This window comes from Paraburkholderia acidiphila (genome assembly GCF_009789655.1).
Lineage (GTDB): Bacteria > Pseudomonadota > Gammaproteobacteria > Burkholderiales > Burkholderiaceae > Paraburkholderia > Paraburkholderia acidiphila.
Genome location: NZ_CP046910.1, coordinates 1332583 through 1346495 on the forward strand (window position 1 = coordinate 1332583; position 13913 = coordinate 1346495).

The window sequence follows — 13913 nt, forward strand, 5'->3', positions numbered from 1 at the left end:
GCTTGCATGCCAACGGTCGCGAACGGCGTCAAACGCCCGGCTCGAGCGCCGCTTCACGCACCTGTCGCGAGCCCGGCCGCTTCAGGCCGAGATGCTCGCGCAGCGTGCGCCCCTCGTACTCGCTGCGAAAAAGTCCGCGCCGCCGCAATTCGGGCAACACGAGCTCGACGAAATCGGTCAGCGAGTCGGGCAGCAGTGCGGGCATGACGTTGTAGCCGTCCGCGCCGTAGTTCACGAAACGCTCCTCCAGCGCATCCACAATCTGATTCGGTGTCCCAACCAGTTGCCAGTGCCCGCGCGCGCCCGCAACGCGCAGGTACAACTGGCGCAGCGTCAGGTTCTCGCGCCGCGCGAGCGTCAGCGTGAGCGCCTGGCGGCTCTTGCTCGCATTGGTTTCCGGCAGTTCGGGAATCGGGCCGTCGAGCGGGTAGCCCGATAGATCGAAGCCGCCCGTCAACGTCGACACCATGGCGAGCCCCACCGCCGGATCGATCAACGCCTGCAGCGCCTCGAACTTCTCGCGCGCCTCGGCTTCGGTGCGCCCGACAATGGGCATCACACCCGGCATGATCTTCAGGTCGTCCGGGTCGCGCCCGTATTGCGCCATGCGGCCTTTCACGTCGGCATAGAACGCCACCGCATCTTCCAGCCGCTGCTGCGCGGTGAAGATCACTTCGGCCGTGCGCGCGGCCAGCGCCTTGCCTGCCTCGGAAGAGCCGGCCTGCACGAGCACGGGCCGCCCTTGCGGCGCGCGCGCCACGTTCAGCGGCCCGCGTACCTTGAAGAATTCCCCGCGATGCGCGAGCACATGACGCTTCGCAGGATCGAAGAAGCGGCCGGCGGCTTTGTCGTGCAGGAAAGCGTCGTCGTCCCAGCTGTCCCACAGCCCCTCCACGACTTCGGCGAATTCGGCGGCGCGCTCGTAGCGCGTGGCATGCGCGAGATGCTCGTCGAAGCCGAAATTGCGCGCTTCGTGCTCGCTCGACGACGTAACGAGATTCCACCCGGCGCGACCGCCACTGATGTGATCGAGCGAAGCGAACTTGCGCGCGATGTGATACGGCTCGTTGAACGTCGTCGAGGCCGTGCCGACGAGACCGATGCGATCCGTGACCGCCGCGAGCGCCGAAAGCAGCGTGATCGGCTCGAACTGCGCGACATAGCTGTGCGCAGTGCGGCTCAGGAAGTCGACGTTGTCGCCGCGCGTGCCCGAGCCGTCCGCGAGAAAGACCAGATCGAATTTCGCGGCTTGCGCAATGCGCGCCAGTTCGACGTAGTGGCGAAAATCGCTGCCCGCGTTGGCATTCGCGTGCGGATGCCGCCAGGCCGCGATATGGTGGCCGGCGGGATAGAGAAAAGCGCCGAGGCGCAGATGACCACGCCGTGTTCCAGCAGATTGGCTCATGATGAAAGGCGTTGCGCGCCAGAAAAAGATCCGCCCCATTCTCTTGCGCGCAGCGGCCTGTCGCCACGAAGAAATCGCCACATCGATATGCCTGCGCGCGCAAAACGGCGCGCCTTACGGTGCGCCCACGCCCCCATCCGCCTGCAAGCGCTCTGCAAGCCTTGCCTGGCCGGCATGCCTCATCGGTTGAATAACGGCAGCGTATGCGCTCAGTTCGCGCCGTTGCCCAAGCACGAGCTGTCGTAAGCTCGACACAGCCCCATTGTTCGTGCCGCCCTGGCGCCGCGCACCGGCCCCGACGATTTTCACTGTGACCATGACGACGCCCCTCGCGCCTGCCCTCGACGACCTTCTGCGCGAAGCCAATGCGCTCTGCGAAATGCACCGCTTCGCCGATGCGCTCGCCTTGCTCGCCCCGCACATCGGCCAGCCGCCCGACAACGCGACGCTCGCTCCGACGCTCAATCTTGCGGCCCTGAGTGCGATGGGCACGGGCGACGCGGCTCGCGCCGAGGCGCTGTGGCAGCGCTGCCTCGCGGCGCAACCAGACTTCGCGCCGGCGTATAGCGGTCTCGCCGCGCTCTTTGCGGCGCTCGGCGTACTCGACCAGGCCCACGCGCTCTATGAACGGCTGCTGAGCCTCACACCCGCCGACGCCGACGCACGCAGCAACCTCGGCGTCGTCCTGCTGCGCCAGGCGCGCCACGCTGACGCCGAAGCCGCATTTCGCACGGTGCTGGCACAACGCCCCAATCACGCCGATGCGCACTACAACCTCGGCTTGCTGATGCAGGGACAGGGCCGCCGCGCCGAAGCCGAAAACGCGTTGCGCGCCGCCATCGCCGCGAATGCGCGCCATGCGAAGGCGTACAACGGCCTCGGCACGCTGCTGCAAGAGCAAGGGCGAGGCGACGAAGCCGCCGAGGCCTTTCGCCAGGCCCTGCTGATCCAGCCGCAGTATCCGGAGGCGCTCAACAATCTCGCCACGCTGCTCAAGGCGTCCGGCAAGCTCGCCGAGGCCGAACTCGCGGTGCGCCTTGCGCTGCAGATTCGCCCCGCTTTCGTCGATGCGCTCAACAACCTCGGTTGCGTGCTCACCGACCTCAAACGCGTGCCCGAGGCGGAATCCGCCTTTCGCCAGGCGCTCGCGCTCGCGCCGGACCACGCCGAAGCGCACTACAACCTCGGCGTCGCGCTGCATACGCTCGAGCGGCTGCCCGAGGCCGAAGCGGTGTATCGCGAGGCGCTGCGCCGCCTGCCGGGCCGCGTGGAGGCCTATAACAATCTCGCCTGCGTGCTGATGGCGCTCGGGCGCCGCGGCGAAGCGCTCGACGTGCTCCACGACGCCGTGTCCCTACGGCCCGATTTCGCCGAGGCCCACTTCAATCTCGCGAGCCTGCACAAGGAATATGGCCGGCTCGACGAGGCGGAGGCCGGCTACCGCCGCGCACTCGATGCGAACCCCGAATACGGCGACGCGAAATTCCGCCTCGCCACGCTGCTCATCAGCATGGGCCGCTTCGAGGAAGGCTTCGCGCGCTACGAATGCCGCTATACGATGCCCGGTTTCGTGCATCACGCGACGCAACGCCTGCTGCAGTGCCCCGCGTGGCGGGGCGAGCCGCTGGCTGGCAAGTCGCTGCTGCTGTGGCAGGAAGACGGCCTCGGCGACATGCTGCAATTCGGGCGCTATGCGCGCGTGCTCAAGGCGCAGGGCGCAGCGCACGTCGCGTTCGCCTGCCAGCCGCCGCTGCACCGGCTCTTTCGCGGCGTGGCGGGCATCGACGCCGTGCTCGACCATGAAGCCGGCGCGGCAGCGGCCAGCCGGTTCGACTGCTGGGTGAGCCCGATCAGCGTGCCCCACCTTCTGGGCACGACGCTTGAGACGATCCCCGCGCCGCTCGCCTGTACGGCCGAGCCCGCGCTCGTCGAGCAGTGGGGTGCGCGCCTCGCCACGCTCGCGTCAGGGCCGCGCATCGGCATTGTCTGGAAGGGCAACCCGAAGCATTTCAACGACGCGCATCGCTCGCTGCCAACGCTTGCCGCGCTCGCGCCGCTGTGGAATCTGCCGGGCGTGCAGTTCGTGAGCCTGCAAAAAGGCCAGGGCGAAGACGAAGCGCAAAATCCGCCTGCGAGTCTGCCGCTGCTGCACCTTGGCAGCGATGTGCGCGATTTCGTCGATACCGCGGCGATCATCGCGCAACTCGATCTCGTGATATGCGTGGATACTTCCACCGCGCATCTGGCGGCGTCGCTCGGCAAGCCGTGCTGGGTGCTGCTGCCGCAGTACGATCTGGACTGGCGCTGGATGCACGAGCGCGAAGATTCGCCGTGGTATCCGGGCACGATGCGCCTGTTCCGCCAGCGCATGAACGAAGCGTGGAGCGCGGTGGTGGAGCGCATGCGCGTGGCGTGCGCCGAGCGCTTTGGCGTTTGAACGGCGCTCGAACCGTGCTTGAACCGTGTTTGGAACGCGGTTCGGAAATTCGCGAGAAGAGAAAAGCGCTCGCGCGCCTCAATCCCAGATGTTGCGGAACGCCACGGCGACGATCACCGGCACGCACATCACGAGCGGAATGGCGAAGTACGGAATCTCCAGATCGACCACCCACTTGTAGACGAGCCAGCCGATACCCAGCGCAAGCGTGAGCACGCCCACGAGCGCCGTGAGGGTGTTCAGCAGCCACTTGGGCGGCGGGTTGCGCGCGGGCTTGTTCTCGGGTGACGGGTTCATGGCGGCGGTGACGAAAAGCGAAAACGTCTCGATCCGGGCTTCGGATGGTGGGTATTTTACCCTCAGATATGCCGGGCAATTGCCCTGCGGCGCCCACAAACACACTAATCGAAACACGTCAGGTCTAAGCCGTCGTGCCCCGGCGCTTCGCCCAGTGGTACCGCCAGAGTCTGACTATCGTCACATATAGAAAAAACGTCACGAGAAACTCAGCAATTAACATCACCGGAATATAGAGATCATCTGGATCCCGGATGCCCATGCGTTTTGATACAGATAGCCACGCGGACAGCTGGTTTTCAGGCATCGGTAAAGGATACGTATGGACATAGCGAACGGAAAGCAAAAACAATCCGACGAACAATGTCACTTTTGTGAGCCTACGGACAAGTGTCGCCATATGCTATTACCTCAAGGGTTCCGTACGCGCGAAGCCCCGAATCGCGAGCCGGGACAGTAGGTGTGTGCAACAACGCACTCCGGATCCTCGTGAAATCGGCATAACTCGGCAAAGTGATGCAGCCCAGCGAGATGCCCCGACCACCGGCCGGATGCAAGCGGAAGTGTCCGCGCTCGACGCCTTTGACCCAAGTGAAATCGTCAATCCTCCCGTCATCGCGGTAGAGCGCGAACCATTCCGAATGATGAGAGGGGATGCCTGTAACGGTATTCCACGCGTCTTTCGTCCAGGTCCATGCCTGAGATCCGATACCGCCTGTAGGCCGGTCCACTATCCAATATCGACCGGAAGGAATAGGACCATTGTCGGGAATAGCCGTACACCCTCCCCTGTTGCGATATATACCGTTACCCGAGAATGCATTAAACGTTCCGACGCCGAAAATCGCCAAGGGCGAAAAGGGCGCGTTGTTCACGAGAAATTTCCCTTGCAGGGCCATGTGACGCTTCTCCCAGCAATTAGCGATCGGTCCAGGCGTCGGTGTGTTTGATGTTTCCATCTGTATAGTGCCATGTGATGCGATCGTACATCAGGGAAACAGATTCGACGTGATTCAGCGCCGATACTTGTGCCAGTTTGATATTCACCATACCAGGATTGACACCAGTGATTTTCACACCTTCCAGGAGCATGATGAAATACACCTCTTCTTTTCCTGCGTCATTTATGCGATACCACTTTATCTCCGCGGACTTAAGCGTTTGACCTTTAGATACGGCTTTATAAAGATAAGGGCTCGATGCATCAAATTCCTTTTCTATGGTCATCGGCGCATGCGTCCGCGTGCCGGTTACTTTCCCAGCGATGTTGTCCACAGGAAGGTTGACGCCATGACTGAAGCTAATGATCTCGACGCTCCCTTCACGGCCCTCAACAGTCGATGAGCCCTTGATATCCGCACCACCATCATCTTTAAGCCACAAATGAGCAGGAATTGGCATACCGGAATACTCCCAGAAAAGCGAAAGAGTTTCGCGCTACCACTGAACCATTCGAACAGCGATATGCGACTAAAACGGTGTACTCTCGCTTCTACCTGAGGAATTTACCCTATGCAATGAAAAACCAATGCAAGTTGAGCAATTCATGATCAAACTGGCTACAGATCAAGAAATCCACTCGATAGGCCTAAATCAAAGATTCTCAACAATTAGAAAGGAACGGCGGAGTATTCTCACGTGTCTCGGACCTAAGCGTATGCGCTCTTATTGACCGGTTCGTAGAACCTGCTCGCCCCCTATCGACGTCATGCACATTCACACTCACGTGGCCTCTCCAAAAACGTCGATCGCCGCCCGCGTAGAAACCAAACCCGCGGCAGCGGCCACATTACCTCCCAGGTAATCGATTCCCCACCCCGCGCACCCTATTCTCGCAAGCGTCGGCCCACCCTTTCACGCTCACGAGACCTACCATGACCGCCTACGCCATTGCCCATCTGCGCGACGTCGAACCTTGCCCCGCCATCGTCGAATACCTGGAGAAGATCGACGCCACGCTCGCCCCGTTCGGCGGCCGCTTCATCATTCATGGCGGACCAGTGGAGCGGCTCGAGGGCAAGTTTTCCGGCGACCTCATCATGATCGAGTTCGCAAGCCGCGAGCTTGCGCGCGCATGGTATTGCTCCAGCGCCTATCAGGCGATCCTGCCGCTGCGCACGGAGCACTCGCGCGGCGAAGCGTTCCTGATCGATCAGGTCGAGATGCCGCATCGCGCGACCGACGTGCTGCATCGTCCTCACGAAAACAGCCCTGCGAAGTGAAAGCATTTCGTTAGCCGCCAATCGGCGGCGAATGATTTTCGCGCGCCACGTTTGCAAAGGAAATTCATCGCTCGCAAACGTTTTCGCGCGTTTCACAATTCTTTCTTCATCGACGGCGAAACTGTGCGCGACCCATCCCCACAGAACGGATGCGCACATGAGAATACGCCGTCCCCACCGCGCGTCGACGACCCTGTCGACCGCGGCGATCGTTGTACTCGCAACCATCATGCTCGATGCATGCGGCCCGGGCGACAGCTCGTCGGTGGCTTCATCGACGCCGGATGCATCGGAAAGCCAGAGCGCCGCAACCGCATCGCAATCGCCCCTGGCGAATAGCGCGCGGATCACGCCGTTGCCGACGACCGACACGAACACGTCGGCGAACACGTCAATCGACACGTCGGCGAACGCTTCGGCAAACACCGCGACAAACCCGAGCGCCATCCCCGCCTACGGTGCGAACGCGGCACCCGCCGTGAACACGGCGAACACCGCGAGCGACCCCGCGCAAGGCGCGCAGGCCAGCATCGCCGCCGACAGCGATCAGGTCACGCCGGTCATGAGCTACGCGCCTGGAGACAGCGCGCAGACCCAGGCCAGCAACGGCAACGACTCCAGCAGTTCAGCACCATCCAGCCATTGAAGCATTGCACCTGCGTGCCCCTGCGGCGGTAAGCCGTCGGGCACGACACTCCAACCCCAAGCAGAAAGGTGAGCAACAATGACGTCAAACAGCCGTCGCCGTTTCCTGCAGACCGTCGCTCAGTCGGGCGCCGCCGCCGCAGCGATGACCGTTCTTCCCGAATCGATCCGCAATGCGCTGGCCATCCCGGCCAATTCGCGCACGGGCACGATCCGCGATGTCGAGCACATCGTCGTGTTCATGCAGGAGAACCGGTCGTTCGACCACTACTTTGGCCATATGCGCGGCGTGCGCGGCTATAACGACCGTCTGCCGATCCCGCTGCCGGGCGGCCTGCCGGTGTGGTATCAGCCGTCGAAGGAAGACGCCACGAAGCCCGTGCTGCCGTTTCACCTCGACACGTTCAAGACGAGCGCGCAATGCGTGGGCGACCTCGACCACTCGTGGTACCCCACGCAGTACGCGATCAACAACGGTCTGTACAACCAGTGGCCGCAGTACAAGACCGACATGACGATGGGCTATTACCTGCGCGCGGACATTCCGTTCCACTACGCGCTGGCCGATGCCTTCACGGTGTGCGACAACTACTTCTGCTCGCTGCCTGGCCCGACGCACCCGAACCGCTCGTATCTGATGACCGGCATGGTCGACCCGACCGGCACGATGGGCGGCCCGCTGCTCGACAACAACGACTACGTGGACGGCGACGTGCCGCCCACCTACCAGCTGCTTTCGTGGACGACCTATCCCGAACGCCTGCAGGCCGCCGGCATCTCCTGGCAGATCTATCAGCAGGGCACGAACGGCAGCGACCCGCTGAACGGCAACTACGGCACGAACATCCTGCAGAACTTCGCGAACTTCATCAACGCGCAGCCCGGCTCGGCGCTCTATCAGCGCGCGCAAACGGTGCGCACCATCGCCGACCTGAAAAACGACGTACTCCAGAATAATTTGCCGCAGGTCTCGTGGCTGCTGCCGCCCGCGGCGTTCTCGGAGCACCCGAAATACACGCCGGCCTATGGCGCGGAATACACCTCGCAGATCATCGAAGCGCTGACGTCGAACCCCGACGTGTGGAGCAAGACCGTGCTCTTCATCATGTATGACGAGAACGACGGCTTCTTCGACCATCTCGTGCCGCCGCAGCCGCCCACGACGTCCACGCAGGGCAAGTCGACGGTGAGCGTGGAAGGCGAGATCCACAACGTGGTCAACCCGCTGCGCGGCGGCAAGTACACCGCCGACGGCCTGCCCTACGGCCTCGGGCCGCGCGTGCCGATGACGGTCGTCTCGCCGTGGACCAAGGGCGGCTTCGTGTGCTCGCAGGTGTTCGACCACACGTCGGTGATCCGCTTCATCGAAGCGCGCTTCGGCGTGCAGGAGCCCAACATCACGGCATGGCGCCGCGCGGTATGCGGCGACCTCACCACGTGCTTCGACTTCCGCACGCCCGACGCCACGATGCCCGCGCTGCCCGACACGAGCAACTACATGGCGCTCGCCGACAACCAGTGCTCGGCCAACTCGGCGCCGACGGTGCCGGCCACGCCGCTGCCGATCGATGCGCAGGAACCCGGCGTGCGCTACGCGCGCGCGCTGCCCTACGAGCTTCATGTGAACGCGAAGGCGAACGCGCAGAACAATACGCTTTCGATCACGTTCGCGAACAAGGGCCGCCAGGGTGCGCACTTCTACGTGTACGGCACGAACCGCAGCGACGGCCCGTGGCGCTATACGGTCGAAGCCGGCAAGGCGCTCGACGACACGTGGGACCTGAGCGTGACGAGCGGCGTCTATGCGTTCGAAGTGCATGGCCCGAACGGCTTCGTGCGCCGCTTCGCAGGCACGGCCGCGCAATCGGGCCCGGGCAAGTCCGGCCGCGCACCGGCGCCGGCCGTGACGGCGCACTACGACGTCGCCAACGGCAACCTGTTCCTCCGGTTCACGAACGCGGGCAGCAGCGTCGCGCATCTGAACGTGATCGACAACGCCTATGGCGCGCACGAGCGCAACGTGGTCGTACCGGCCGGCGCGCAAATCGACGAAGTGTGGATCCTGGCTTCGAGCCACCACTGGTACGACCTCACGGTCACGAGCCGCGACGATGCGACGTTCGCCTGGCGCTTCGCCGGACACATCGAGAACGGCCGCCCGAGCATCAGCGACCCTGCGGCCGTCGCGCCGGTCACGAAGCTGAGCTGAGCCCAGCGCAAGTCACGGCCTTACGTTTTCTTTTCTGTTTCCCTTCTGCGGCGCCTTCGGGCGCCGCTTTTTTTGCCTGTCCGCCATGGATTGCGGTTGGGCCACACCGTCCGAAACGCATAAAACTGCGGCAAGCGCAAGGGATGGCGCGTCAAGATGCGGCGATTTCGCAACCTTACAGGTGGCTTCGTGCTTTTTGTTGTAGATGCGAATCATTTGCATTAGTATTTGCGGCGCTTTCAAGCTGATTACGCATCAAGACCATTTTGCGCCGCATTTGTGGCACTCAATTCATCAGAAGAATATGCAGAATCCTGCCGCCGCCCGCCGCTCTCGCCTCGACACCGTTCGTCTCCGTTCAAGCGCTCCGCTCGCCCGCCGTGCGCAACTCAGCGCCGCGCTGCTGGTGAGTGTCGGCGTCACGCTCACCACGCTTTCCACGTCGGGCTGGGCGCAGGAAAATGCCCAGGCCGAAACGCCGGACAGCACGCAAACCGACAACGCGAAAGCCCTGCCCACCGTCAAGGTCAACGCCGCGCGCGACAGCCAGGCGGCCTCGCCCGATCGCGTGAGCGCGGGCGCGCTCGGCAACCGCCGGCAGGTGGACACGCCGTTCTCGACCAATGTGGTGACGACGGAGGAAGGCAAGGATCGCCTCGCCTCCACGGCCAACGATCTCTTCAAGTACGACCCGGCCGTGACCGATGTCGGCAACAACATGACCGGCGAAAACTCGGCGTTCAGCATTCGCGGCTTGCCGGTCGACATGCTCAACGGCGTGAAGGTGGACGGCCAGAACTTCCCCTCGTGGGACACCGAGCTTTCGCTCGAACAGTTCGAGCAGGTCGAGATGCTCAAGGGGCTGTCGGGCTTCATGTACGGTTTCGCGAACCCGGGCGGCATTGTCAACTATGTGCTCAAGCGCCCGACCGACGACCCGTACCGCAGCTTCTCGATCGGCTATCAGTCGGCGGGCGTGCTGAGCCAGAAGATCGACCTGGGCGGCCGCTTCGGCCCGGACAAACAGTTCGGCTATCGCCTCAATCTCGTGAACGAAGACGGCAACACCGCCGAAGCGAACGGTCACGTGCGCCGCCAGGTGGCATCGCTTGCGCTCGACTACCGCATCACGCCAGACCTCACGTGGACCGTCGACGCGTTCTACCAGAAGCGCAAAACCACCGGCACGCTGTTCGGCATATACTTCGGCTCCGACGAGAACGGCAATCCGCTCGGCATTCCCGACGCGAGCAAGGTCACGCGCCAGCTCACGCAGCCGCAAAACTGGTACGAAACGGAAATCGCCTCATTCGGCACGGGGCTCGACTATCGCTTCTCGGAGAACTGGCACGCGAACGTGAAGTACCGCTTCGCGAAGGAAAACCGCTACAACTCGGACAGCCTGCTCTCCGTCTTCAACACGCAAGGCGATTACTACAACACGCTCTATGCCGCGTTGACGCGCTACTTCTATCAGAACGTCGACGCCAACTTGCAGGGCAAATTCAACACCGGCCCGTTCAAGCACGATGTGGTGGTAGGCGCGAGCTATCAGTCGCAGCAAAACGAATACGACAACAGCGAAGGCTGGAACGCCGGCTATTTGCTCGGCATCGGCAACATCTACGGCAGCACGCTGCTCACGAACGATGCGGTGCATATCGGCGAGAACCTGTACCGCCACGAGATCACCACGCAAACCGCGCTCTACGCGAGCGACACCGTGCAACTCACGTCGCGCCTCTCCGCGCTGCTGGGTCTGCGCTATACGCAGTTCCGCGATACGACCTACAACCCCGATCAGTCGCAAGCTTCGAGCTACAGCGCGAACCCGGTCACGCCAACGGCCGCGCTCATGTTCAAGCTCGACCCGAACTCGACGCTCTATGCCAGCTATGTCGAAGGCCTGCAGCAAGGCGGCGCGGCGAGCAACACGAACGCGAACTATCCGCAAACCTACGGCCCGCTCAAGAGCAAGCAGTATGAAGTGGGCTTCAAGGCCGACCATCGCGACTGGGGTGCCAACCTGGCGCTGTTCCGCGTCGATCAGGGCTACGAATACACCAATACGGCCAACGTCTTCGTGCAGAGCGGCACGAAGCGCTACGACGGCGTGGACGCGAGCGGCTGGCTGCAGGTCGCCAACGACTGGCGTGTGATGGGCGGCGTGATGTGGCTGGACGCCAAGGCCGTGGACGTCGACGACCCGAGCGTGGAAGGCAAGCGCGTGTATGCCACGCCGCGCTTCACGCTCACGGGCCGCGTGGAATACAACCCGTCGTACCTGCGCGCGCTCACGGTCGCGTTCGGCGGCAAATATGTCGGCAATATGGCCGTCGATGCCGCGAACACGCAGTTCGTCTCCGCCTATACGACGTGGGACCTGAGTGCGAAATACGAAACCCAGGTGGCCGGCAAGGACGTCACGCTGCGCGCGGGCGTGAACAACCTGTTCAACCGCCGCTACTGGACCGCGGCATGGGGCTATTACGTGATGCCGTCCGCCACGCGCACCTTCGTTGCCAACGCAACGCTCGAATTTTGATTGACTGACCGTTCTTTCTCATAGTGTGGGTTAAAAAGGGCCAATGTCTGCCGACATTGGCCCTTCCCTTTTGCGCGCCCTGCAGCATCTGCCATCCAGTGGCACAATGGGCGCTCCGCATTTTCCGGCTCCCGCCTGCGCGCATTGCCGTGCGCGCGGCGGGAGCCTGTCGTTGAACCGTTGAAAAGGATCGTCCCATCATGAGTTCCAGCGTGAAGCCCTATCCCAACACCCAGATCTACATCGACGGCGCATGGCGCGCCGGCGCGAAGACGATTGCTGTGATCGACCCCGCGACCGAAGCGGAAATCGGCCGCCTGAGCCTCGCGAGCGAGCAGGACCTGTCCGATGCGGCCACCGCCGCCGAGCGCGCGTTCCGCGAATGGCGCAAGGTCTCGCCGCTCGAGCGCAGCAAGCTCATGCGCCGCGCCGCGCAACTGCTGCGCGATCGCGCCGACGACATCGCCGCGATCATGACGCGCGAACAGGGCAAGCCGTTTGGCGAAGCGAAGCTCGAAACGCTCGCGGGCGGCGACACGATCGACTGGTTCGCCGAAGAAGGCCGCCGCACGTATGGCCGCGTGATCCCGTCGCGTTCGGACGCCGTTCGCCAGATCGTCACGCGCGAGCCGGTGGGCCCGGTCGCCGCGTTCACGCCGTGGAACTTCCCGCTCAACCAGGCCGTGCGCAAGGTGTCGGCCGCGCTCGCCTCGGGTTGTACCGTGGTGCTCAAGGGACCGGAAGAAACGCCGGCCAGCTGCGCCGAACTCGTAAAGGTGTTCGCCGACGCGGGCCTGCCCGCTGGCGTGCTGAACCTCGTGTTCGGCGTGCCTGCGGAAGTGTCGTCGTACCTGATCGCGCATCCGGCGATCCGCAAGATCTCGTTCACGGGCTCGACGCCCGTGGGCAAGCTGCTCGCCTCGAAGGCCGGCGAGCACATGAAGCGCGCCACGATGGAACTGGGCGGCCATGCCCCGGCCATCGTGTTCGCCGACGCCGACGTACCGCGCGCCGCCAAGCTGCTCGCGAGCGCCAAGTTCCGCAACGCGGGTCAGGTCTGCATCTCGCCCACGCGCTTCATGGTGGAAGACGCGGCGTATGACGAGTTCGTCGAGCATTTCGTTGCGACCACGCGCGCGATCAAGGTCGGCAACGGTCTTGAAGACGGCGTGCAAATGGGCCCGCTCGCGAACGACCGCCGCCTCGCGGCCATGGAGCGGCTCGTCGCCGACGCGCGCGAACAGGGCGCAAAGGTGCTGACGGGCGGCGAGCGCGTGGGCCGCGAAGGCTACTTCTTCGCGCCGACCGTGCTCACCGACGTGCCGCTTTCTGCGCGTATCATGAACGAAGAGCCGTTCGGCCCGATCGCGCCGATCTCGCGTTTCTCGAGCTACAAGGACGCGATCGCCGAAGCGAACCGTCTGCCGTACGGTCTCGCCGCATATGCCTACACGCGTTCGAGCGCGACTTCGGCCGCACTCTCCGACGACGTCGAAACCGGCATGCTGTCGATCAACCACCACGGCCTCGCCCTGCCGGAAACGCCGTTCGGCGGCGTGAAGGATTCGGGTTACGGTTCGGAAGGCGGCAGCGAAGCCATGGAAGCCTATCTCGTCACGAAGTTCGTTACCGAACATCGTTGATCGCTTCTTGCTGAATCGCGCTTCCCGGCCGCTTACGGTCCGGGAAGCGCACGCGGAAATTGTGGCAAGCCGTCCGCGAGTTGCACCCACGCCAGCTTTTGCGAGATCCAGCTGTGATTCTCGGGCGGCGCGTCGTCGGGACGGTCGAGCGTGCCCGTCGCCACGTCGATCTCGCCCGCAAACGCCGCATGACGGTAGGTGAGCGGCGTGCCGCAGTCCGCACAGAACGCGCGCTCCACACCCGGACTCGACACATGCGTTTTCGTTGCGCGCGCAACGAGCCGGAACGCACTCCACGGCACGCTGACCCAGCCGACGAACGGCGCGCCCGAAGCGCGCCGGCAATCCACGCAATGGCATACCGTGCTGCCAATCGGCGCAGCCGAAATCTGGTAGCGGACCTTGCCGCATGAACAGCCGCCAGTCAGCATCGCTCTCTCCTTTGCATATCGATTGCGGCCAACGCTTACAGTGCTGCAATCACGCCCGCGCGAGCATCGTTGCACGATT

Annotated in this window: 11 protein-coding genes; 6 read left to right on the forward strand and 5 right to left on the reverse strand. The window is 63.5% G+C overall.

Annotated elements, in window-relative coordinates; translation table 11 throughout:
* Positions 1–28: 28 nt before the first annotated feature.
* Complete coding sequence (locus FAZ97_RS20545) at positions 29–1405, reverse strand: LLM class flavin-dependent oxidoreductase (RefSeq protein WP_158760256.1); 1377 nt, start codon at positions 1403–1405, stop codon at positions 29–31.
* A gap of 316 nt (positions 1406–1721) precedes the next feature.
* Here FAZ97_RS20545 and FAZ97_RS20550 point away from each other — a divergent pair, with 316 nt between their 5' ends.
* Positions 1722–3842, forward strand: coding sequence for a tetratricopeptide repeat protein (locus FAZ97_RS20550; RefSeq protein ID WP_199272114.1), 2121 nt, complete (start codon positions 1722–1724; stop codon positions 3840–3842).
* 78 nt (positions 3843–3920) lie between these two features.
* Here FAZ97_RS20550 and FAZ97_RS20555 read toward each other — a convergent pair whose 3' ends face one another.
* The 3 genes from FAZ97_RS20555 to FAZ97_RS20565 form a co-directional block, all read right to left on the reverse strand.
* The gene (locus FAZ97_RS20555; protein ID WP_158760258.1) at positions 3921–4139 is read right to left on the reverse strand and encodes a hypothetical protein; all 219 of its coding nucleotides are present in this window, start codon (positions 4137–4139) and stop codon (positions 3921–3923) included.
* A 380-nt stretch (positions 4140–4519) separates the two neighbouring features.
* Positions 4520–5038 (reverse strand): DUF2778 domain-containing protein, encoded by a 519-nt coding sequence (locus FAZ97_RS20560; RefSeq protein ID WP_158760259.1) that lies wholly within the window; start codon positions 5036–5038, stop codon positions 4520–4522.
* 19 nt (positions 5039–5057) lie between these two features.
* On the reverse strand, positions 5058–5540 hold the full coding sequence (locus tag FAZ97_RS20565; RefSeq protein WP_158760260.1) for an Hcp family type VI secretion system effector: 483 nt from the start codon (positions 5538–5540) through the stop codon (positions 5058–5060).
* A gap of 473 nt (positions 5541–6013) precedes the next feature.
* On the opposite strand from FAZ97_RS20565, the gene FAZ97_RS20570 reads away from it, so the two are divergent.
* The 5 genes from FAZ97_RS20570 to FAZ97_RS20590 all read left to right on the forward strand — a co-directional run bounded on the left by FAZ97_RS20570 (position 6014) and on the right by FAZ97_RS20590 (position 13403).
* Positions 6014–6361 (forward strand): DUF1330 domain-containing protein, encoded by a 348-nt coding sequence (locus FAZ97_RS20570; protein WP_158760261.1) that lies wholly within the window; start codon positions 6014–6016, stop codon positions 6359–6361.
* A gap of 157 nt (positions 6362–6518) precedes the next feature.
* A complete protein-coding gene (locus tag FAZ97_RS20575; RefSeq protein ID WP_233271711.1) occupies positions 6519–7007 on the forward strand; it encodes a RodZ family helix-turn-helix domain-containing protein in 489 nt (162 codons plus the stop codon).
* Positions 7008–7085: 78 nt separating this feature from the next.
* Positions 7086–9215, forward strand: coding sequence for a phosphocholine-specific phospholipase C (locus tag FAZ97_RS20580; protein WP_158760262.1), 2130 nt, complete (start codon positions 7086–7088; stop codon positions 9213–9215).
* 304 nt (positions 9216–9519) lie between these two features.
* A complete protein-coding gene (locus tag FAZ97_RS20585; protein WP_158760263.1) occupies positions 9520–11760 on the forward strand; it encodes a TonB-dependent siderophore receptor in 2241 nt (746 codons plus the stop codon).
* 200 nt (positions 11761–11960) lie between these two features.
* Positions 11961–13403, forward strand: a complete 1443-nt coding sequence (locus FAZ97_RS20590) for an NAD-dependent succinate-semialdehyde dehydrogenase (RefSeq protein WP_158760264.1) — start codon at positions 11961–11963, stop codon at positions 13401–13403.
* A 32-nt stretch (positions 13404–13435) separates the two neighbouring features.
* Here FAZ97_RS20590 and FAZ97_RS20595 read toward each other — a convergent pair whose 3' ends face one another.
* Positions 13436–13834: a GFA family protein gene (locus tag FAZ97_RS20595; protein WP_158760265.1), complete on the reverse strand. Its 399-nt coding sequence runs from the start codon at positions 13832–13834 to the stop codon at positions 13436–13438.
* Positions 13835–13913 lie beyond the last annotated feature (79 nt).

Bases quoted from the DNA above. Each gene is read 5' to 3' on its own strand.
- FAZ97_RS20575 (WP_233271711.1), top strand. From the start codon at position 6,519: ATGAGAATACGCCGTCCCCACCGCGCGTCGACGACCCTGTCGACCGCG.
- FAZ97_RS20565 (WP_158760260.1), bottom strand. From the start codon at position 5,540: ATGCCAATTCCTGCTCATTTGTGGCTTAAAGATGATGGTGGTGCGGAT.
- FAZ97_RS20550 (WP_199272114.1), top strand. From the start codon at position 1,722: ATGACGACGCCCCTCGCGCCTGCCCTCGACGACCTTCTGCGCGAAGCC.
- FAZ97_RS20580 (WP_158760262.1), top strand. From the start codon at position 7,086: ATGACGTCAAACAGCCGTCGCCGTTTCCTGCAGACCGTCGCTCAGTCG.
- FAZ97_RS20585 (WP_158760263.1), top strand. From the start codon at position 9,520: ATGCAGAATCCTGCCGCCGCCCGCCGCTCTCGCCTCGACACCGTTCGT.
- FAZ97_RS20560 (WP_158760259.1), bottom strand. From the start codon at position 5,038: ATGGCCCTGCAAGGGAAATTTCTCGTGAACAACGCGCCCTTTTCGCCC.
- FAZ97_RS20545 (WP_158760256.1), bottom strand. From the start codon at position 1,405: ATGAGCCAATCTGCTGGAACACGGCGTGGTCATCTGCGCCTCGGCGCT.
- FAZ97_RS20555 (WP_158760258.1), bottom strand. From the start codon at position 4,139: ATGAACCCGTCACCCGAGAACAAGCCCGCGCGCAACCCGCCGCCCAAG.
- FAZ97_RS20570 (WP_158760261.1), top strand. From the start codon at position 6,014: ATGACCGCCTACGCCATTGCCCATCTGCGCGACGTCGAACCTTGCCCC.
- FAZ97_RS20590 (WP_158760264.1), top strand. From the start codon at position 11,961: ATGAGTTCCAGCGTGAAGCCCTATCCCAACACCCAGATCTACATCGAC.
- FAZ97_RS20595 (WP_158760265.1), bottom strand. From the start codon at position 13,834: ATGCTGACTGGCGGCTGTTCATGCGGCAAGGTCCGCTACCAGATTTCG.